Source organism: Embleya sp. NPDC020630, from assembly GCF_044334985.1.
In the GTDB taxonomy this organism is placed as follows: Bacteria; Actinomycetota; Actinomycetes; order Streptomycetales; family Streptomycetaceae; genus Embleya.
Genome location: NZ_JBIRUB010000047.1, coordinates 1 through 18,556, shown reverse-complemented (window position 1 = coordinate 18,556; position 18,556 = coordinate 1). Strand labels below are relative to the sequence as shown.

Here is an 18,556-nt window from a genome sequence, read left to right as displayed (position 1 = left end):
ACGGAAGGGCGGGTCGGCCGACACCGAACCGGAGGGACACAGCCATGAAGCCGAAGTCCAAGCCGAGGCCGGAGCGACGCGGCGCCGGTCGGCGACTCGCACGCGTCGCATGCCACTCGTTCGTGCTCGCCGCCGCGTCCGCGTCGGGGAAGGTCCTTGTCGTCGCCGTCCTGTGGTGGATCCGCCGCCACTGATCCGTCGGCGCACCGCGTCCCCGGGGCAGGCGGGTGGCCCGGCGCCACGTTCGGCCCCGGGGACTACCGCGTGCGGGTGTGCGCGAACCACCGCGGCGACGAACGCGCCGGCCGAGGAAGGAGGGACGCCTGTGCCGGCCGGCGGGAAGCCCCCGGAGGGGTACGGGTGCTTCAGGTGGGCGCGGTGCGGTCGTGAAGTGCGGCGTCGATCCAGGGGGTATCGGGGGAGATGCGCCACAAGGCGGCGACCATGGTCTTGAGTTCGTCGGGTGGGCCGTCCCATTTCGTGGTGGTCCAGGCGATCGGCAGGCCGATGATGTTGTCCATCCATCGGCCGCCGCGTCGGGTGTCGAGGCCGGTGCGGCGGCGGTACTCGGGGGTGGCGACGACGCCGACCCAGTGGCTGCCGTCGCGCACCTGCCAGGACACCACCGCCTCCACGTCCGCCCACGCCACCCGCCGGGGGCGCCGCACCCCTCGGGACACGGCGACGCCCTCGGCGTCCATGCGCAGCGCCACCGGCGCGATCCGGGGCATGGCCGCGGCGAGCAGCCCGGCCGACCCGAAGAGCGCCCAGCCCGCGATCGCCGGGCCGAGCGGAACGCCGGATACGAACATCAACGCGCAGACACCGATCGCCATCACGATCATCTTCGTGTTGTTCCGGGTCCGGCGCAGACGCAACTCGAACGGCGGTGAGGTCGACGGCATTTCCCGATTCTGCCGCAACCGCCCGGGGTTGGGCACCATGACGCGTGCCTCGTCCCGGCCGTTCCTGCGGTCTCCGGGCGGCCGGCCAAGCGGCGCTCGCGCCGGAGGTTTTCCCAGTGCCCACACCGTCACCGTGACCACCGAGGCGCTGATGACGTACCGTGCGAAGGCCACGTTCGAGACCGTGACCTCGCGCCGGTCCCGGTCGCCGCGGACCGGACTGCCGTGGGCGTAGGGATCCGCGACTATCACGGCCATGCCCGCGTCGAATCGCTTGCGTCGTTCGGGCGTCAGGTGTCCCCGTTCGGCTTCGACTTCGGGGGCGTAGACGAGCCGGTAGGTCACCCGGCAGTCCGGTAAGCGTCGTCCTGGAGCTCCTCGGCGGGATCACTCCGGTGAGATCGCCCGCCTTGAGCCGCTCCACGGGGGCGTCCTCGTCCGGGTCGTAGGCCTGGGGGTAGGCAGAGCACACTTCGCCAGGACACCGAACATCTCGTCGGCCCCGACGTTCTCCACCTCGCGCACGAACCCGGCCCGTTCCGGGGCTTCGGTCAGCGCCTCACGGATCCCGGCGATCGTGCCGGGCAGTTCGACCTCCTCACCCCGCACACGGGTTCTGAGCACACGTGCCCTCACAACGCCCCTCCTTCGGTCGCAGATCCCTCCGGCCACCGGTGTGCGCCCCGACCCATCGGTGCCGACAGGGACGCGTACAGGCGCCCAGCGGTGCGGAACAGCGAGTGCAAGCGCGGGCACCAGGACCAAGTTGCGGCCGGGGCGTGTCAGGCGGGCTGTGCAGACGGTCTCTACCAGAGGTAAACGCTAATCTTGGCCGGTCCGATGCCCGCCAAGGGGTGCGAAGGGGCCGGGCGATGGGTCGGACCGGCCGGATCGCCGTCCGGCCGCGCGGCCGGCCCCCGCTCGAGTGGTCGTCCCGCGTCGTCGGCTATCAGTGCCTCGCCTCTCGTCCCGCAGAGGCACCGGTGGACGAGGTCGCCCAACGTTTGGACGGCAAGGTCTCCCCGGCGGTCCTGGTGATGGTATACCGGCCGGCTAGGGTCCTTTGGGGACAGTCCGTGCGACAGCACGGAACCGCCGTATGAGTGGGGACGGTTCAGTGAGATGTCGGTGGCGGGTGGTCGCGGTGGTCGCGGCCGCATTGATCGGTATTCAGGGGTTGTCCGCGCCGAATGCTTCGGCGGTCATCCCCCTGATCCCGAGCTTCGTGCAGGTCGTGGCGCACCAGGACGACGACCTGTTGTTCATGAATCCGGACGTGTCGGGAGGCATCAAGGCGGGCGTCGATACGACGACGATCTACCTGACCGCCGGTGAGGGGGGCGAAAAGACCTACAGCCTTGACTATGTCAGGGATCGCCAAGCGGGAGTACGGGCGGCCTACGCGCGGATGGCGGGGCTGACCGACGACAACGAATGCCGGCGCGATCAGGCGGGGCCGGGCGGGTGCTGGACCCTGACCGAGCGTTCGATGTCGGGAGGCATTGCCGAAGAGTTCACGCTGGACACCTGGACCGGTCTGAAGCTGGTGTTCCTCAACCTGCCGGAGGCATCCCACACAGACGACCTCGTGACGTTGGCCGAGGTGGAGAACGGATGGCCCCCGGCCATCAAGACATTGGACATGGACGGCGATCCGAACAGCGGCGCGTGGCCGCACGAGTACACGCGGAGTAGTTTGGTCGGCTTCACGTCGGCGTTGCTCTACTGGTACGGGGCGACCACGGTACGAGCGCAGGACTCGGCACCGGACATGCAGTTGTCCGTGCCGGGCAAATGGCACGGTGACCACGAGGCCCATGTCGCGGCCTCGCGCCTCGCGGACGAAGCCGTGCGCGATTACGGCCGTGTCGCAAACGAGCGGGTGCTCCTGGAGCACTATCGGGACTACAACATCGAAGTCATGCCCCCCAACCTGGCGCAACCGGAACGGGACGAGAAGGACGACATCTTCGCGGAGTACCGACCCCATGACAGCGTGACGGGGGGTACCTACGGCACCGAGTGGACCGGTGCCGAGTACTCGCGGGCGCCCCGGGGGACGAAATGGGTCGCTCGGGACGGCAATATGCTCCTGCACGCCTTCGTCGTCACGGGGGGTGGCCTCTTCGAGTGGTTCCAGGACAACGCGCTGAACTGGCAGGGGCCGTATGCCCACGGCGACAACGGTTGGGCCCTGGACGCCGGCTTGAGCCTTCACAACAACGCCGATGGTCGGATGGAGGTGTTTCTTCGTCGTCGCGACACCGGGGAGATCGTCACGCGTTTCCAAAGCGCCGGCGGCGGTTGGGGTTGGGGTGAGTTGGGCTCACCCAACGAAGTGAGCGGGCCTTGGGCAAACTCGCCCTCGCTCCGGGTGAGCAGCCCCGTCGTGTCGTCCAACGCCGACGGCCGGCTCCAGGTCTTCGTCCGCAACGCCGGCGGCGGAATCAGCACCCGCTGGCAGGCAGCGCCCAACGGCTCCTGGAACGGGTGGACGGACATGCTCGGTTCCGACGTTCAGGGCCCCCCGGAGGTGGTCAAGACCTACAACGGCCGGATGGAACTGTTCGCTCCGACGCGGGGCCGGGTTCTGCACTGGTACCAACCCGCCCCGAACGCGCCGTTCGTATCGGACGCGAACTTCCCGAACATCACGGCCGCGAGCGGCCTTTCGACCGGACTCAACGCGTCCGGGCGAATCGAGTTGACCTACCGTCGGCCCAACGATGCCCACACCATGACCCTGTATCAAGCGCAGCCCGACGGCGGTTGGCTCGGCCCGGGGGACTTCTCGCCCGGCGCCGACGCTCACGGCGGTGTCGGTGAGCCGGCGATGGTGACAAGCCACGGTCGCATGGTGGCGGCGATTCGCAACCGCGGTGGGGGAGTGAGCTTCTCTCGGCAGGCGGCGCCGGATCAGCCGTTCGGCGCCTGGACGGATCGCGGCGGTCTGCTGGTCGGCGTCCCGGCCGCCGGCCTGGACCGGGACGGCAACATCGTGATGCTGTCGATCAGTCCGAGCGGTCTGCTGTACGTCAGTGGAGAGCGTGCCGACGGATCGTTCTCGTCTTGGACCTCGCACGGCTGAACCGCGTCCGGTCGATCATGTAACCATCTCGCGGGGGTCGTTGGTCCGATGGAGCGGGGTGATCCGACGGATGCGGAGTAGGAGCGATTGCGACCGTTCCCACTCCGCCCAGGCAGTCCACCTCCGCAAGGCACGGGCCGGAGAACGCGATCGCCAACACCGATCCCCGGGCCGGCGTCGTGCTGGACGGCCCGTTGCCGGCGGAGCAGATCGCGGCGCTCGACGCGTTGGGGATGCGCTGGACGTAGCGGTGCGCGCGACGGAAGGGCCGGTCCGAGGAATCGGGCCGGCCCTTGCGTCACCGACTCCACGTGGGCGCGCGGGACTTCCAGGTGCCCGACGCGGCTCCGGTCCGCTCCTGACCCGGTCCAGGCGTTCGGCGCCGTAACGGCCCGGTGATGGGGCCGGGTTCGGATTCCTCGGCCGGATCGACCGACGACCCTCGTATGCGCCGCATCACGCGGCCGTTGCCGCCCGACCGGGCCCGGGAGTTGTTCGACGCGCACCACGCCGGCGCCTCCGAATTCTGTCGGTCGGAGGTGGAAACGGCCGGCTGTCAGAGGTCGATTCGGCGCATTCACCAGGGCAGACCCGGGTGTGCGGAGGGGTTGTTGAGGGTGCGGCGGAGGTTGCGCTCGTCTGCGGGGCGGATGGCTGCGCTCAATTCGCGTCGGGCTCTGGTGCGCAAGGTGTGGAGCGCGAGTTCCAGCAGGGTCCGGACGTGATGGTCGTCGCGGCAGATTCCGGCGTCGGCTGCCTCGTGGAAGGGTTCGGTGTCCCCGAGGGTCCGCCGGGTGGTGTTGCGCCAGCGGCGGAACGCGTGTGCGACCTCGCCCGGGGGCAGGCCGCGGCTGCGTTCGAATGCGGCGATCTTTCTGTTCGCCGACGCGGACAATCCGCTGATCACGGGTGTCCGCCGACGGGGCGTGCGGCGCTGCGGGAGCTGCGCTCTGACCTCGCCCGGTGACCGGCGAGGCATGAACACTTCCACGGGAAAGAGATCGAGGGTCGATCGACCTTGGAACTCGCCTTCGGAGGGGACCAAGCCCGGACGTGGGGGTCGGCTGCCCGTGTGCCGCCCGGTCGGGCGAGTGTGGCGGCGAGGCGGTGCGAGTCGATGCCGGTCTCGACGATGTTGCCGCCGAAGGTGAGGCGTCCCGATTCTGGGTTGCCCCCGAATTATTTCGGCGTTGTCGGTCGCGGGCGGAATTTCCGTTTCTCCATTCCCTACGCGGTCCCGCCGGAAGGTCGGCGGCGAAGGCTTCCTCGTCGACGGCGGCCTTGAAGGGGTCGGCGAACTCCAGTTGCCGCCCGGGGGAAAGCACGCGCTCCAGGGCCTGCCCGGCGCTGCGCACGATGTCCTCGGAACGCCGGGTGCCACTGGCCAGCGGCACCCGGTAGGCGCCGCGACCCGGGGCGCGGAGCCGGCCGGTGCGCACGGCGACCGCCGGATCCGCGTCCGTGTCGGTGAGCACGCGTCGAGGGAGCCGGACTGCGGAACCGCTTCGGCGGACGAGCGGAACACGGCCCGTGAGCATCCGATCCACGGCCGTCGCCGTGCACATACACAGCTCCGCGGTTCACCTCACCGTCGGCGAAACCCAAACCTCGGCCTGCGGATCATCGCGGGTCGGGACTTCCGGGTGTCCCCGAGGGGTGCGCCCGTTCGCCACCGGCTCCCGGTCGGCTCCAAAACGGCTCGGATTCGAACGTCGTCGAATCGTTCGACGGCGGGCCGGTCGCGGCGGTTTTCTGGAACGGGTCGGAAGCATTCGCCGGGTGGCCGGAAAGCGTCGGTGCTCGGTGCGGCCAACAGGGAGCTTCCGGCCGTATTCACTGTTGATTCCATGGCATTCACGAAGGAGCAGCACATTATGGCGCGAAATCGCACTCGTCGCGCTGCCGCCCTCGCGGTCGGTGGCGTGGTTCTCGTCGGCGGCGGCATCGTCGCGGCGGGGCCGGCCAGTGCTCAGGTCAAGCCCATCGACTGTGTGATCGCCGACGGCAGGGGCGTGACCATCTACACCGGGGACTCGAACAATTACCGAGCGGTGGCGTGCTACGGCTACACGGGGAGCGCGCCCAACGCGCTCTCCGTTCGGCTCGCCCACACCTCGGCGGTGGGATCGGGTGGGAACACCGGCTACGTCAACTACTGGACGAGCAACTACGAGGACCGGCAGGTTCGGATGATTCCGGGCGCGATCGCGCCCTACGTCGATCGCAACTCGACCACCTACGGCGTCGTCATCTGGGGCTGATCGTCAGTCGTCGCGGGCGTCGAGGCGGCCTCGCAGCCCGGCGCCCGCGGTTGTCCGTACCGGCACTCTCGGGATGGTTCTGACATGAAACGAATGGTGGTCGGAATACCGGCCCTGGTGTTGTCGGCGGCGCTGGCGGGATGCGGATCGGGTGGGTCCGACGCCGGGTCGGACCCGGCTCGGCGGGCATTGCCGCCCGTCGGGGCGATACCGACCATCACCTCGGTGGACGAGATCACCCGGCCGATCGATCGATATCTGGTCACGCCGGAGGAGGTCGGGTCGATACAGAACGCGGCGAATATCGTCAACGAGAAATGCATGAATGAATTCGGATTGCCAGGAATACCCACCGGGCTGTCCGGATTCGACGCGAAGGCCATGCGGTTCGAGAAGACGCACAGTCCGCTGTACGGGTTCTTCGATCCGGCCGGCGCGGCGGTGAACGGATACGACCGGGTACTCGGCGAGGCCGACCCGGGCCCGCGCCGGGCCGCGCCGGCGGCGGAGGTGCTGGCGGTGGAGCATGGGACGGATGCCGCCGGGGCGCCGGTGACGAGCTACGCCGGCCGGACCGTGCCCCCCGGCGGGTGCAAGGGGGAGAGTGTGCGTCGGACGGGTGGCACGCTGCCGATGCCCGATCCGCCGACGTTGCCGGATCGCGGGCCGCACTCGGCCGTGGACGATCCGAGGGTGGTGGCGGCGTACCGGGCGTGGAGTTCGTGCATGAAGGCCGCGGGCTACCACTACGCCACACCTGACGACGCGCTCACCGATCCGAACCTGGTCCCCCCGACGGGCGGGCCGGACGCCGGGCGGCACCCGGCGGTCGAGGTGGCGCACGCGACGGCCGATGTCCGGTGCAAGACGTCGACCAACCTGGTCGGGATCGCCGTCGCCGTGCAGTCCGCCTACGACGACCTCTACATCGAGGGCCACCGCGACGCGCTGCGGGACTACCACGATCGGCTCACGGCCCGGCTCGCCGACGCCCGCCGCATCATCGCCGAGGCGGCAGGCGCCTGACGGCTCAGCGACTGCCCGGGGCGGAGGCGCCGTCGGGGTGAGGACCGAGGCGCGGCGGCGGAAGGCGTCCTCGCGGGCCGCCTCCTCCGGGTGGCGGGAGCGCCAGTACCGATTGTCGTGCGGCAGATGGCCGCTGACCCGTCCGTACAGGCCGAACGTCAACCGCTGGACGGACGCGATCCACGCCTCGGAGAGTTCCACCGCGACGTCAACCGCAGGCAGGGCGGTTGCCGACGCCGAACGGTGCCACGTCGGCGGGGGCGAGGTCGTCGCGGAGAGCTGGTAGCCGTCACGTATTCCAAGTGCGTCGTATTCTCCCGGCGTTGGCTCTCGTCGGTGACGCTCCCGGTCGTGCCGGAGGGCGTTCGCGGCACCGTGCGCCTCGGCGTCCTTCATGGGCCTGCACCACTGCGTCGGGCGGCATGTCGCCCGTCTGGAGGCGGAGGCGGTACTGGCCGCCCGTGTCGAACACATCGCACTCGCCGGGCCGGTACGCCGCCGTCCCAACAACATCATGAACGCACTCGCCTCCGTGCCGGTCACCGTCACCCTCGCCCGCTGACCCACTCGGCCCCGACGGCGGCGCGGGCGTTGCGGACCACGACGACGGCCCGGCCCCGCGCCCGACCCGCCGCCCGGTCAGCTTGGCCGACCCCGCTCCGGAGCAGGGCCTCCCGTGGCCGCGTCGGTGTCCCTCGGGCCCATGGAGTCGGTGCGGGTGGGCGGGCGCAGGCGGACCATGCGGCGCGTGCCCCACACCCTGTCGTAGGCGTATGTCATCCGGATGCCGACCCGCAGCGCCAGGCGCCGGGCGCGCGACCAGCCGAGCAGACGGCCCATGCGGTCCATCACCGCGAGGCTCACGTCGCGGTTCACCTCGATCTCGGCGCGGGCGGTCCTGCGCAGGGCCCGCCCGATGTCCGCCCCGCCGTCGCGGGCGGACAGGCGCAGCAATTCCTCGTGGCAGTAGGCGAGGTGATTCTCCTCGTCCTCGCAGATCATCCGGATGCCCCGGCCGATGTCGGGGTCGTCGCCGAGGTATCGACGCAACATCCGCATGTCCTCCGCGGCGCGCTGCTCGGTCACGCGGCTGTGCACCAGGTATTCGACGATGTCGTCGTCGGTCAGCGGTTCGTCCCGGCGCAGCCGCTCGTGGGCGAGGCCCAGCCCCCGGCGTTCGAGGAGCATGCAGTAGTCCGTCTCGGGCGGGACGTCGACCGGATCGAGCCCGCGGCGGTGCAGCATGGCGTTGAAGATGCGCCCGTGCTTGTTCTCGTCGGCGCCGTGCCGGGCGATTTTGGGCGCCAGTTCCGGATCGCGGGCCAGGGCGGCGATCCGCCCGTTCTCCCAACCGCCCTGGCTCTCGCCCTTCGCCGCGATGCTGCAGAACAGGCGGAACGCGTCGTCGTCCCGATGGATCTGTCGAAGAATGTCGCGAGGACCGAGCACGATAGAGCCCTCCATCCCCATAGGCGCCGCGGATGCCGCCGAGCCCCACCACGGGACCGGACACCGGCACAGTCACCGGAAGTGCCCGAATACCACCTGTCCACGAAGTGAAACCGTGCGATCGCGCGAGGTCGCCGCGCCCCCGAGTGCGCGGGCCTCAGCCGGTGAGCGTGGTGTACAGCGCGTCGAGGCCGTCGCGGTAGATGCCGGTGAACAGATCGACCGCCTCGCTCTCCTCGACGCCGTCGGGGGTGAAGCGGCCGGACCACTGCACCTCGGCGACGTGCTCTCGGCCGGGGACCGGGTGGACCCGCAGAGTGGAGAGGTAGCCGGTGACGGGGAAGGGTGCCTCGAGGATGGCGTAGGTGTACCGGTGCTCGGTCTCGTTGAAGTCCACCAGGCGTTCGACGATGACGTCGCCGTCCGGGTTCGTCGGACGGCGAACCCGGCCGCCTTCGAGCGCGGTGCTCTCGGGGATGTGGGGGAGCCAGTCGGGCAGGGAGTCGAATCCGCCGATCAGGTCCCATACCCGCTGCGGCGAGGCGGGCAGAATCCGGATCACGGACGTGGATGCCATGGTCTTTCTCCTGTTCGGGTTTCCCTGTTCGGGTTTTTTCTGTCGGTGTTTCTCGGTTCGGGTTTGTGTTTCGGGTTTCGGGTTTGCGTGGGGCGGGCGCTCGGGGTCAGGCGCCCTGGGGGAGCGGGGCGTCGGGGGCGACGAGGGCGGCGGAGCGCAGGTCGTGCCAGAACGCGGCCGGGACGTCCGCGTTCAGGGCGGCGATGTCCTCGGCGATGCGACCGGGGCGGGTGGCGCCGGGGATGGCGGCGGCGGCCACGGGGTGGGCCAGGGAGAACTGGAGGGCGGCGGCCTTGATGCCGATGCCGTGCCGCTCGGTGAGGGCCTTGAGCCGCCCGACCCGCTCGACGATCTCCGGCGGGGCCTGCTGGTACTCGAAGTGGCTGCCGCCGGCGAGCACGCCGGAGCTGTACGGTCCGCCGACGATCATGTCGACGTTCGCCGCCTGGGCCATCGGCAACAGGCGCCCGAGGGCGTGTTGGTGGTCCAGGAGGGTGTAGCGGCCGGCGAGCAGGAATCCGTCGGGCCGGGGCTCGTCCAGGGCCAGGGTCAGCTCGATCGGCTCGGTCCGGTTGACGCCGAGCCCCCAGGCTTTGATCACACCCTCGTCGCGGAGTCGGGAGAGCACCCGGAAGGCACCGGTACGGGCCTCCTCGTATTTGTGCAACCACAGGTCGCCGTGGAAGTCCTGGGCGATGTCGTGGACCCAGACGATGTCCAGGCGGTCGACACCGAGGCGCTTCAGGCTGCCCTCGATCGAGCGCTCGGTGGCGTCGGCGGTCCACTCGTGGAGCATACGGTTGGCGTTGCCGTGCTCGAACAGGCCGCCCTTCTCGCCGAATTCGCGATCTCCCGTCTCGTGCTCGTCGAGGACGACGCGGCCGACTTTGGAGGAGAGCACGTACGAGTCGCGGGGTTTGGTCGCGAGGAGCGCACCCAGGCGCTCCTCGGCGAGGCCGGCCCCGTAGAAGGGGGCGGTGTCGTAGAAGCGGATGCCCTGGTCCCAGGCGGCCTCGACGGTGGCGGCGGCCTCTTCGTCGGGTATCGCGCGGAACATGTTGCCGAGGGGGGCTGTGCCGAAGCCGAGTCGGCCGGGGAGGAATTCGCGGAGGGACACGGGGATGCCTCTTTCGATGGTCGATGGTTGTTTTGCCGGTGGGGGCCTGGGGTGTCCCCGATGCGGGGAGCCGGGGCGCGGTGGGCCGTTCCGGGTGGGCTGGGGTCATCCGGAACGGCCTCGCCGGGTGCTCAGTTGAGCCGGTCCGGGTGCGGGCCGGTGCGCAGATCGCGGTCGCCGGCGGCGATCGTGGCCATGTCCTCGTCGGTGAGCGCGAAGTCGAACACGTCGAGGTTCTCGCGGATGCGGGCCGGGGTGACCGACTTCGGGATGACGATGTTGCCGAGTTGCAGGTGCCAGCGCAGCACCACCTGCGCCGGGGACTTGCCGGTGCGGGCCGCGATGGTGGTGATCGCCTCGTCGTTCAGGACGGCGCCCTGGGCGAGCGGGCTCCATGCCTCGGTGGCGATGCCGTGTTCGGCGTGGAAGGCGCGCAACTCGGTCTGCTGGAGCCCGGGGTGCAGCTCGATCTGGTTGACGGCGGGCACGAGGTCGCTGCCGTCCAGCAGGCGTCGGAGGTGCGCGGGTTGGAAGTTGGATACGCCCGCCGCGCGGATGCGGCCCTCGGCGGCGAGGCGCTCGATGGCGCGCCAGGAGTCGAGGTAGAGGTCGCGGGCGGGGGTGGGCCAGTGGATCAGGTAGAGATCGACTGTGTCGAGGCCGAGCTTGGCGAGGGCGGTGTCGAAGGCGCGAAGGGTGCGGTCGTAGCCCTGGTCGGCGTTCCACAGCTTGGTCGTGACGAACAGTTCCTCGCGTGGGAGGCCGGAGCCGGCCAGGGCCCGACCGACGCCGGTCTCGTTGCCGTAGATCGCGGCGGTGTCGATGCTGCGGTAGCCGGCCTCCAGGGCTGCGGCGACGGCGGTGGTGGTCTGGTCCTCGCGGACCTGGAAGACGCCGAAGCCGAGCTGGGGGATCTCGACGCCGTTGTTCAGCTTCACGGTGGGGACGGTGGTGCTCATGGTGGTGCCGCTTTCTCGGTCGGTGGAGATCTGTGACAGACCGTTTGGGGAGGTTCAGGGATGTTCGGGAAACTTGGGCAGCCCGTCCGGTCCGCACGCTCGCTGCGCGTGTACCTGACGGTCTGGGCGGCGATCAGGTCGTCGCGGAAGACGAAGGTGTCCGTGTCGGCGGTGTAGTTCTCGGCGACCGGATCTTGAGATCTCCGGTGCCGAGGCGCCGTCCGTGGTCCGCGAAGGTCTGCTGCGGAGTGCGGGTCATCGGGCGAGCCGCGCGAGGGCCTCGGTGGCGAAGCCGTGGTCCTGCTCGGGGGCGCCGCCGCCGACGCCGACGGCGCCGATCAGCCGGCCGTCGCGGTGCACCGGCACGCCGCCGGCGATGAACAGCAGGGGGCGGTCGAGTGCGGTGGTCAGCGAGTGGAACGGGCCGTCGGGCTTGACGAGGTCGACCAGATCGGCGGTCGGGGCGTTCAGCTGCAGGGCGGTGTAGGCCTTGCGGGTGCTGGTCTCGCCGGCGATCAGGACGGCCCGGTCGTCGCGGCGGAAGGCGAGCAGGTGCCCGCCCGCGTCCAGGACGGTCACGCCCACCGCGACCCCGGCCGCCTCGGCGGCGGTACGGGCGGCCGTGATCAGGGTCTCGGCGTCGGCGGTGGTCAACGGGGTCACGGGGGTGGTGCTCATGGTGGTGCTGCTCCCGTGTGGGGGAAGGGGGGTCAGTGGTGGACGGGGATGCGGACGTCGGCGGTCGGGGGGACGACCGCGGGATCGGCCGCCTCCGTTTCCCGCGCCGAGGTGCGACGCTCCAGGGCGGCGGACCAGAAGGCGAGGACCAGGGCCGCGCCCGCGAGAACGGCGCCGACCCAGTTCGGGGCGGTGTAGCCGAACCCGGCGGAGATGACCATCCCGCCGAGCCAGGCCGCGAGCGCGTTGCCGAGATTGAAGGCGCCGATGTTGACGGCGGAGGCCAGGGTGGGCGCGCCGTGGGCCTGGTCGAGAACCCGCTTCTGGAGCGGCGGAACCGTGGCGAAGCCCAGCGCGCCGACCAGCAGGATGGTCACCGCGGCCAGGATCCTGTTGTGCGCGGTGACGGTGAACAGCGCCAGCACCACGGCGAGCCCGCCGAGGGTGACGTACAACATCGGCATCAGCCTGCGGTCCGCGAACCGGCCGCCGAGCAGGTTGCCCATGAACATGCCGACCCCGAACAACACCAGCAGCCAGGTGACAGCGCCGTCCGAGTAGCCGGCCGTGTGGGTCATCATCGGGGCGATGTAGGTGATGGCGGCGAAGACACCGCCGAAGCCGAGCACCGTCATCGCCATCGCGAGCAGCACCTGCGGATTGCGGAACGCGGTCAGCTCCCGGCGCAGGTGGGCGCCCTCGGGGCGGGGCATGGCCGGGACCAGCCTTGCGATGCCGAGCAGGCCGATCACGCCGAGCGCGGCGACGCCCGCGAAGGTGACGCGCCAGCCGGCGGCCTGGCCGATGAAGGTGCCCAGCGGTACGCCGACGATGTTGGCGACGGTCAGTCCGGTGAACATGGTGGCGATGGCGCCGGCCTTCCGGTCGGGCGCGACCAGACCGGCGGCGACCACCGAGCCGATGCCGAAGAAGGCGCCGTGGGCGAGCGAGGCCACGATGCGCCCCGCGAGCATGACGCCGAAGGTGGGCGCGAGCGCGGAGACGAGATTGCCGACGACGAACAGACCCATCAGGGCCATGAGCATCGTCTTGCGCCCGATCCGGTTGCCGAGCACGGTCATCAGCGGCGCACCCACGACGACGCCGACCGCGTAACCGGTGACGAGCAGTCCGGCGGTGGGGATCGACACGCCGTAGTCGTCCGCGATCTCGGGCAGCAGGCCCATGACCACGAACTCGGTGGTGCCGATCCCGAACGCCCCGATGGCCAGGGCGAGGAGCGCGAGAGGCATGACGTGAACCCTTCATACGATTGCTGATGCTCCTTACGAGCTTCGACAATAGTTGCATACGCGCTATAAGTGCAAGTGCGGGTAATCGCTCACCAGAGTACTTGTACAGGCTTTATATGTGCACAAGCCGGTATTTCAGCGAGTGGAGTATCCTGAACGTTCCGCCTGCCGTACCCGGAAGGAGACTCGGGCCCATGACCGCCACGGATCCCGCGCTGACCGCCCTCGCCAACGGATGGGCCGCGCTCTATGTCCTGTACGGCCGGATCGAGGCGCAGATCGAACGTGCGCTGCAGGCCGAGCACGACCTGAGCGTGCGGGAGTACTCGCTGCTCGACGTGCTCAGCCGCCAGCACGACGGCGAGGGCGGCCACCTGCAGATGAAGCAGGTCGCCGACGCGGTCGTACTCAGCCAGAGCGCCACCACACGCCTGGTCACCCGGCTCGAGGACCGCGGGCTGCTCGCCCGCTACCTGTGCCCCACCGACCGCCGCGGCATCTACACCAACGTCAGCGACGCCGGCCTGAAGCTTCTGGCGCAGGCCCGGCCGACCAACGACGCCGCCCTGCGCGAGGCCCTCGACGAAGCGGCCAGGAACCCCGAGTTGGCCCCCCTGGTCAAGGCGGTCGAAGCGGTCGACGCCGCCGGCGGCATACCGGCGTTGCGCAACGCCCGACCGTGATGACCGCGCACGGGACCGGTATCGGAGCACACGTGGACACGAGCGCCGCGTGACGCGATCCGACGGCGACCCCCGGCGATCCCGCCCCGGGCCCTCGACGGGGACGCCGACGCGGGCGATACCCCGGCCGCCGTACCGCGGCGCGGCGTCGCCCCCGCCGGAGCCGTTCTTCGACCCGGTGTCCGCCTTGGCGATCGGCGAACTCGCGGAACACACACACCCGACCGTCCCGGCGCGGTGCCGGCGAGACCGCGACCATGCCGGTCTCGGTCCCCAGCACCCGGGCTCCGACCGGCTTCGACGCCACGCTCCCGGACGTCGAACGACCCCGAACCCGGCGTTCGGTGTCGGGGGTGACGGGCCGGGGGCCGTTCATGAACACCCGGATCCCGCACGCCTTCGCGGATCGACCCTCGGCGTTCGTGACGCCCCCTGGTGGCCATCCTGCCGCTCATCGACACCGTGCCGGCACTCACCGCCCCGACACCGGCCCTGCGCCACCACCACCGCCGCGTGACCACATGGGCCGCGCTCTCGGTCCGCTGTTGCCGATCGGAGCCGCCGTGGACCCCGGGCCACGATCGGCCCGGTGGGCCGGTGCCGCGCTCGTCGACATGAGCGGCGTCCGGCCGGCGACGGCGGTGTCGAACCCGGCCTCCCGCTCTTCGGCGGCCCGGATACCCGCCTCCTCGCTTGCTCGGCCTGCGTCACGGCGATGTCGCTGCCACCCTGGCGTCCGTGGGGATCCCCGACCCGATCCTCGTCACACTCGTCGCCGTACCCAAGCGGGTCCCCCGTCGCGTACTCACGGCGACGTCCGCCGGGGCGCCGCCCCGAGCCCCACCCCCAAACCCGGACGCGGATCCGTCGGTGCGGTACCGGGGGTGGGCCGGCAGGGGTGGCGCGCAGGACTCCGCCGAAGCCTATGGACGAACGCGCCACATTCGCGTCGCACGCCCACGGCGTCGCGCCGCCGCGATCGCGCAACCGCGTGCGACCGTCGTGTACGTGCACCGTACGCTCCAACGCGGTGCCCGACGGACGCCGTGACAGTCGGCGCCGGCACAATGGCGGCGTGGCCGAACAGTATGTGTCCGCTTTCGCCGTCGATGCCACCGTGTTTTTCGACTTTGTCGGCTCGAACGACGAGGTCGCGGTGCGGAAGATCCTGGAAACGTTCGAGGATGCGAACGCCCCGGACCGGCTGCTTCGTGCCACCGATTCCGACGAAGTCGAGACGGCGCTGCGCGAGATCGTCGCCGGCCGTCTCGATTCGGGGCGTGCGGGCGGTTACGGGTGGCTTCTGGAACTCCTCGGCCCGACCTTCGGTGTACCGCTGGGATCGGTGGTCCTGCCGGGACGTGGCTGGGATCGCCTCGAAGACGTCTTCCGCGGCTGGGACTTGACCACCCTCGCCGATGTGTGGGCGCGTCCTTGGGCGTTCCCGTGGGGATCCGGCGCGGCCCCGGACCCGGATCCATGGCCGTTCCCCATGTTCGCGTCGAAGACCGAGTCGGAGCGGATCCACCGCGAACTCGCGGCCTTCGACACCGACAGGATCCACGCCGACAACGACCTCCTCCCGGACGAGGACGACGCCGACGACGTCGAATGGCTGCTCGCCGACAACCTCCCCGAGTGGGTACGCGGCGCCCGCACCCGGGGCCTGGGACTGCTCCTGATTCGCGACGGCGGCAAGTAGCCGGCTCGAAAGCCCCGCCCCAAAGCAGTTCCCAAGCCGCCGACGGAAGACCTGAACCAGTGGCGTCGGGCCCGGGCCTTCCACCGGCGGCGGTCGGTCAGGCGGCCGCGCGGGCGACATGGGCGGCGACCTCGGCGATCTCGCCGCACCGCGCGCCGGCCGCCGTGCGGGCCGTATACCGCCGCCGACACGTCGGAGTTCACCGCGTGGGTGGAGGAACCGCGTTCGGGGCAGCGGTACTTCGGCGCCGCCACGCCTCGATGCCTCGCGGCGCCACGCGTCGCCCGCGGCGGGTCGGGCCGGCCGTAGTCACCGGCCCGGGCTCTCGGCCGCCGTGGCACGCGACGACCTCACCCGCGATCCCGTACTGGGGTGTTGCGGATCGGCCCGGTGTTCATGCTGCCCGGAGCAGTTCGTCGGTCAGGATGCGGCGGTACGCGGCGATCCGGCCGGGGCCGCCCACCGTCACCGCGCCGACCAGGCGCCCGGCGCGGTGGTACGTGACCTCGAGCCTGCGGCCGGAGACGTCGTATCGGCCGACTCGGCACTCGTCGGAGCGAGCGGGCAGCCCGACCGCGCGCAGCGTGGACCCGTGCAGGTCGGACCAGAAGGACGGCACGACGGTGAAGGGCCGGGCGTCGTCGGGGCGCAGCAGGGTACGCGCCGCCGCCACGGCCTGTTCGGCGGCGTTGCTCCAGTGGCCCAGCGCGATCGGCGCGCCGTCGGCGAGCGGGTGCGGCCATCTGGCGACGTCGCCCGCCGCGACCACGTTCGGCAGCGGCGCGCCGCTTTCGTGCAGCACCCGCAGGTACGGATCGCACGCCACGCCCCCGGCCACCGGCACGCCCGATCCGGCCAACCACGCGGTGTTGGGCTCGGCGCCCAGGGCGAGGACGGCGAGGTCGGCGTCGACGGTGTCGCCGTCCGAGAGCACGACGCCGGTCACGGCGGGATCCCCGGTGAAGCCCAGCGCGGTGCGATCGGTCACCAGGGTGATGCCGGCGGCCCGGTGCAACTCCGCGACATAGGCGCCGACTCCGTCCCCCACCAGGCGGGCCAACGGCTGGGCGGTCGAGACCACCAGGGTGACGTCGAGCCCGCGTCCGCGCGCGGCCCCGGCGATCTCGCTGCCCAGGAAGCCGCCGCCGACCACAACGATCCGACGGCCCGCCCGAAGCCGGGTCCGCAGCGCTGCCCCGTCGTCGCGCCCGCGCAGGGTGAGTACCCCGTCCGGGACGTGGCCCGCCGGATGGGTCCGAGCGGCGGCGCCGGTGGCGATGACCAGTCCGTCGTAGTCGAGTTGGCGGCCGTCGGCCAGCCGGATCGTGCGGCCGGCCGGATCCAGGGCCCGGGCGGGGGTCCCGAGCAGCCAGGTCGCGTCCAGGTCGGGCGGGATCGGCAGGTCGTCGTCCTCGGGTCGCGCCGCTCCAGTCAGTTGCCGCTTCGACAACGGCGGCCGGTCGTAGGGGAGATGGGGTTCGTCGCCGATCAGGGTCAGCGTGCCGCGAAACCCCTCGGCGCGTAGCGCCTGCGCGGTTCGCAGACCCGCAAGGGAGGCGCCCACGATGACGATGCGCCTCATGCGCGTTCCTCGGTGATGGTGACGGCTCGGGCCGGGCACATCAAGGCGCCGGTGCGGACGTCCCCGGCCAGGGCGGCGGGCGGCGCCGTCTCGTAGACGAGGTGGTCCTCGTCGTCGAAGGCGAATACGTCCGGTGCGGCGAAGACGCATTGACCGTGGCTCTCGCACACCGTCATGTCCACGGTGACGCGCATGGTCGAACTCCCTTGCAGAGTCGGGCGACAGGGGGATGGAAACGCGAGTACTGCGGGGCGCTCCGGCGCGATGACGACCTACGGTGTGACGACCGCGCGGCCACGGGGCGCGGGGTGTTCGGCGACTTCGTGGGCCTCGACGACGTCGTCGACAGCGAAGCCCCGGACCTGCGGGAAGCACAGGTCTCCGGCGCACGGCGCGGCGGTGAGGTCCACCGCACCGTCGCGATCACCGCGGCCCCCGCGTGCTCGCCCACCGCCAGGGAACCAAGGGGTCGTTCACAACAGATTCCGTTTCGCTCGGGAAAGTACACGGCGCCTCGTGCCGGGCGACTCCCTTCCGGTTCGCCCGCAGTTCGTCGCCCCTCGTTCCGTGACTCCTCGACCGTACGAACGCCACGCCGACCGGACGAGGGACCCGACCCGCCGACGAAGGGACCACACGCGCCAACGGGACCACCGGCCGTCGACGCGGCGCCGATCGTGACCTAGCCTCAAAAACCGTGCTCAACGGAACCGTCTCCGCCCGCATGGGGCGCTTCATGGTCGACGCCGCGCGCCGATCCGGAATGGATCCGGCCAAACTGGTGCGGCTCCCCGACGTCGGCGACGCCGTCCTGGCCGACGAGTTCGCCCGCGTATCCACACCCACCACGCTCGTGCTCTGGGAACAGATCATCACCGGACACCCCGGGACGCACGCCGGCACACACGCTGTCGGACTGGCCCCGATGGGCACCTTCGGCGTGTGGGACTACCTTTTTACCTCCGGCGAGACACTCGCGGAATCGCTGCGCACCGGCTGCGGACACCTCACCGTCATCGGAGATCCGGGCGCGGAGAAGCTACAGGTCACCGACGACGGCCGACTGTTCACCGTGACGCACTCCACCGGCCCCGCCAGCCCCGATGTGATCGCCGCCGTAGAGCAGTTCGTCATACCGTTGATCAGCCGCAGGGCAACCGAGGCGCTGCGGCGCCCCGTCATCCCGGTACGGGTCACTTTCCGACACCGCCCACCGAGCACGGTGGGCCCGCTGACCGATCTCCTGGGTACCCGCAACATCGACTTCGACGCCCCC

The 18,556-nt window shown here is 70.8% G+C and carries 18 protein-coding genes; 8 read left to right on the top strand and 10 right to left on the bottom strand.

All coding sequences use genetic code 11. From position 1 onward, the window contains the following. Positions 1-44 precede the first annotated feature (44 nt). The gene (locus ACH4XV_RS47910; protein WP_395800855.1) at positions 45-194 is read left to right on the top strand and encodes a hypothetical protein; all 150 of its coding nucleotides are present in this window, start codon (positions 45-47) and stop codon (positions 192-194) included. A 171-nt stretch (positions 195-365) separates the two neighbouring features. Here the strand turns inward: ACH4XV_RS47910 and ACH4XV_RS47905 are convergent, their stop codons facing one another. Continuing rightward, entirely contained in the window at positions 366-1,250 is an 885-nt protein-coding gene (locus ACH4XV_RS47905; protein WP_395800853.1) for a hypothetical protein, read from the bottom strand. Positions 1,251-2,040: 790 nt separating this feature from the next. Between ACH4XV_RS47905 and ACH4XV_RS47900 the strand changes: the two genes are divergently transcribed. Continuing rightward, positions 2,041-3,993: a hypothetical protein gene (locus ACH4XV_RS47900; RefSeq protein WP_395800851.1), complete on the top strand. Its 1,953-nt coding sequence runs from the start codon at positions 2,041-2,043 to the stop codon at positions 3,991-3,993. A 577-nt stretch (positions 3,994-4,570) separates the two neighbouring features. Here the strand turns inward: ACH4XV_RS47900 and ACH4XV_RS47895 are convergent. Then, positions 4,571-4,900 carry a hypothetical protein gene (locus ACH4XV_RS47895; RefSeq protein WP_395800849.1) on the bottom strand — a complete coding sequence of 110 codons (330 nt, stop codon included), beginning with the start codon at positions 4,898-4,900 and terminating at the stop codon, positions 4,571-4,573. Positions 4,901-5,840: 940 nt separating this feature from the next. On the opposite strand from ACH4XV_RS47895, the gene ACH4XV_RS47890 reads away from it, so the two are divergent. The 3 genes from ACH4XV_RS47890 to ACH4XV_RS47880 all read left to right on the top strand — a co-directional run bounded on the left by ACH4XV_RS47890 (position 5,841) and on the right by ACH4XV_RS47880 (position 7,842). Further along, the gene (locus ACH4XV_RS47890; RefSeq protein WP_395800847.1) at positions 5,841-6,254 is read left to right on the top strand and encodes a hypothetical protein; all 414 of its coding nucleotides are present in this window, start codon (positions 5,841-5,843) and stop codon (positions 6,252-6,254) included. A gap of 84 nt (positions 6,255-6,338) precedes the next feature. Further along, positions 6,339-7,280 (top strand): hypothetical protein, encoded by a 942-nt coding sequence (locus tag ACH4XV_RS47885; protein ID WP_395800845.1) that lies wholly within the window; start codon positions 6,339-6,341, stop codon positions 7,278-7,280. 394 nt (positions 7,281-7,674) lie between these two features. Continuing rightward, positions 7,675-7,842, top strand: a complete 168-nt coding sequence (locus ACH4XV_RS47880; RefSeq protein WP_395800843.1) for a hypothetical protein — start codon at positions 7,675-7,677, stop codon at positions 7,840-7,842. Between the two features lie 77 nt (positions 7,843-7,919). Here the strand turns inward: ACH4XV_RS47880 and ACH4XV_RS47875 are convergent, their stop codons facing one another. From ACH4XV_RS47875 to ACH4XV_RS47850, 6 genes are all read right to left on the bottom strand, one after another. Beyond that, positions 7,920-8,729, bottom strand: a complete 810-nt coding sequence (locus ACH4XV_RS47875; protein WP_395800841.1) for a ferritin-like domain-containing protein — start codon at positions 8,727-8,729, stop codon at positions 7,920-7,922. A gap of 157 nt (positions 8,730-8,886) precedes the next feature. After that, on the bottom strand, positions 8,887-9,306 hold the full coding sequence (locus tag ACH4XV_RS47870) for an SRPBCC family protein (protein ID WP_395800839.1): 420 nt from the start codon (positions 9,304-9,306) through the stop codon (positions 8,887-8,889). Positions 9,307-9,412: 106 nt separating this feature from the next. Continuing rightward, positions 9,413-10,423: an aldo/keto reductase gene (locus ACH4XV_RS47865; protein ID WP_395800837.1), complete on the bottom strand. Its 1,011-nt coding sequence runs from the start codon at positions 10,421-10,423 to the stop codon at positions 9,413-9,415. A gap of 131 nt (positions 10,424-10,554) precedes the next feature. Beyond that, positions 10,555-11,382 carry an aldo/keto reductase gene (locus tag ACH4XV_RS47860; RefSeq protein ID WP_395800835.1) on the bottom strand — a complete coding sequence of 276 codons (828 nt, stop codon included), beginning with the start codon at positions 11,380-11,382 and terminating at the stop codon, positions 10,555-10,557. A gap of 255 nt (positions 11,383-11,637) precedes the next feature. Further along, a complete protein-coding gene (locus ACH4XV_RS47855) occupies positions 11,638-12,060 on the bottom strand; it encodes a heme-binding protein (protein ID WP_395800833.1) in 423 nt (140 codons plus the stop codon). Between the two features lie 32 nt (positions 12,061-12,092). Then, positions 12,093-13,313, bottom strand: coding sequence for an MFS transporter (locus tag ACH4XV_RS47850; RefSeq protein WP_395800831.1), 1,221 nt, complete (start codon positions 13,311-13,313; stop codon positions 12,093-12,095). 194 nt (positions 13,314-13,507) lie between these two features. Between ACH4XV_RS47850 and ACH4XV_RS47845 the strand changes: the two genes are divergently transcribed. Beyond that, entirely contained in the window at positions 13,508-13,996 is a 489-nt protein-coding gene (locus tag ACH4XV_RS47845; protein WP_395800829.1) for a MarR family winged helix-turn-helix transcriptional regulator, read from the top strand. 1,075 nt (positions 13,997-15,071) lie between these two features. After that, complete coding sequence (locus ACH4XV_RS47840) at positions 15,072-15,698, top strand: hypothetical protein (protein ID WP_395800827.1); 627 nt, start codon at positions 15,072-15,074, stop codon at positions 15,696-15,698. A gap of 394 nt (positions 15,699-16,092) precedes the next feature. On the opposite strand, the gene ACH4XV_RS47835 is transcribed toward ACH4XV_RS47840, so the two are convergent. Both ACH4XV_RS47835 and ACH4XV_RS47830 read right to left on the bottom strand, forming a co-directional pair. Continuing rightward, complete coding sequence (locus ACH4XV_RS47835) at positions 16,093-17,280, bottom strand: NAD(P)/FAD-dependent oxidoreductase (RefSeq protein ID WP_395800825.1); 1,188 nt, start codon at positions 17,278-17,280, stop codon at positions 16,093-16,095. Next, the gene (locus ACH4XV_RS47830) at positions 17,277-17,474 is read right to left on the bottom strand and encodes a ferredoxin (protein ID WP_395800823.1); all 198 of its coding nucleotides are present in this window, start codon (positions 17,472-17,474) and stop codon (positions 17,277-17,279) included. Before ACH4XV_RS47830 ends, ACH4XV_RS47835 begins: the two co-directional genes overlap by 4 nt. A gap of 503 nt (positions 17,475-17,977) precedes the next feature. Between ACH4XV_RS47830 and ACH4XV_RS47825 the strand changes: the two genes are divergently transcribed. After that, the coding region (locus tag ACH4XV_RS47825) for an AraC family transcriptional regulator ligand-binding domain-containing protein (RefSeq protein WP_395800821.1) at positions 17,978-18,556 on the top strand (579 nt) is incomplete at its 3' end.

Excerpts from the sequence above, each read along its gene's own strand:
- ACH4XV_RS47910 (WP_395800855.1), top strand. The coding sequence starts at position 45 with ATGAAGCCGAAGTCCAAGCCGAGGCCGGAGCGACGCGGCGCCGGTCGG.
- ACH4XV_RS47890 (WP_395800847.1), top strand. The coding sequence starts at position 5,841 with ATGGCATTCACGAAGGAGCAGCACATTATGGCGCGAAATCGCACTCGT.
- ACH4XV_RS47885 (WP_395800845.1), top strand. The coding sequence starts at position 6,339 with ATGAAACGAATGGTGGTCGGAATACCGGCCCTGGTGTTGTCGGCGGCG.
- ACH4XV_RS47880 (WP_395800843.1), top strand. The coding sequence starts at position 7,675 with ATGGGCCTGCACCACTGCGTCGGGCGGCATGTCGCCCGTCTGGAGGCG.
- ACH4XV_RS47870 (WP_395800839.1), bottom strand. The coding sequence starts at position 9,306 with ATGGCATCCACGTCCGTGATCCGGATTCTGCCCGCCTCGCCGCAGCGG.
- ACH4XV_RS47860 (WP_395800835.1), bottom strand. The coding sequence starts at position 11,382 with ATGAGCACCACCGTCCCCACCGTGAAGCTGAACAACGGCGTCGAGATC.
- ACH4XV_RS47855 (WP_395800833.1), bottom strand. The coding sequence starts at position 12,060 with ATGAGCACCACCCCCGTGACCCCGTTGACCACCGCCGACGCCGAGACC.
- ACH4XV_RS47850 (WP_395800831.1), bottom strand. The coding sequence starts at position 13,313 with ATGCCTCTCGCGCTCCTCGCCCTGGCCATCGGGGCGTTCGGGATCGGC.
- ACH4XV_RS47845 (WP_395800829.1), top strand. The coding sequence starts at position 13,508 with ATGACCGCCACGGATCCCGCGCTGACCGCCCTCGCCAACGGATGGGCC.
- ACH4XV_RS47835 (WP_395800825.1), bottom strand. The coding sequence starts at position 17,280 with ATGAGGCGCATCGTCATCGTGGGCGCCTCCCTTGCGGGTCTGCGAACC.
- ACH4XV_RS47830 (WP_395800823.1), bottom strand. The coding sequence starts at position 17,474 with ATGCGCGTCACCGTGGACATGACGGTGTGCGAGAGCCACGGTCAATGC.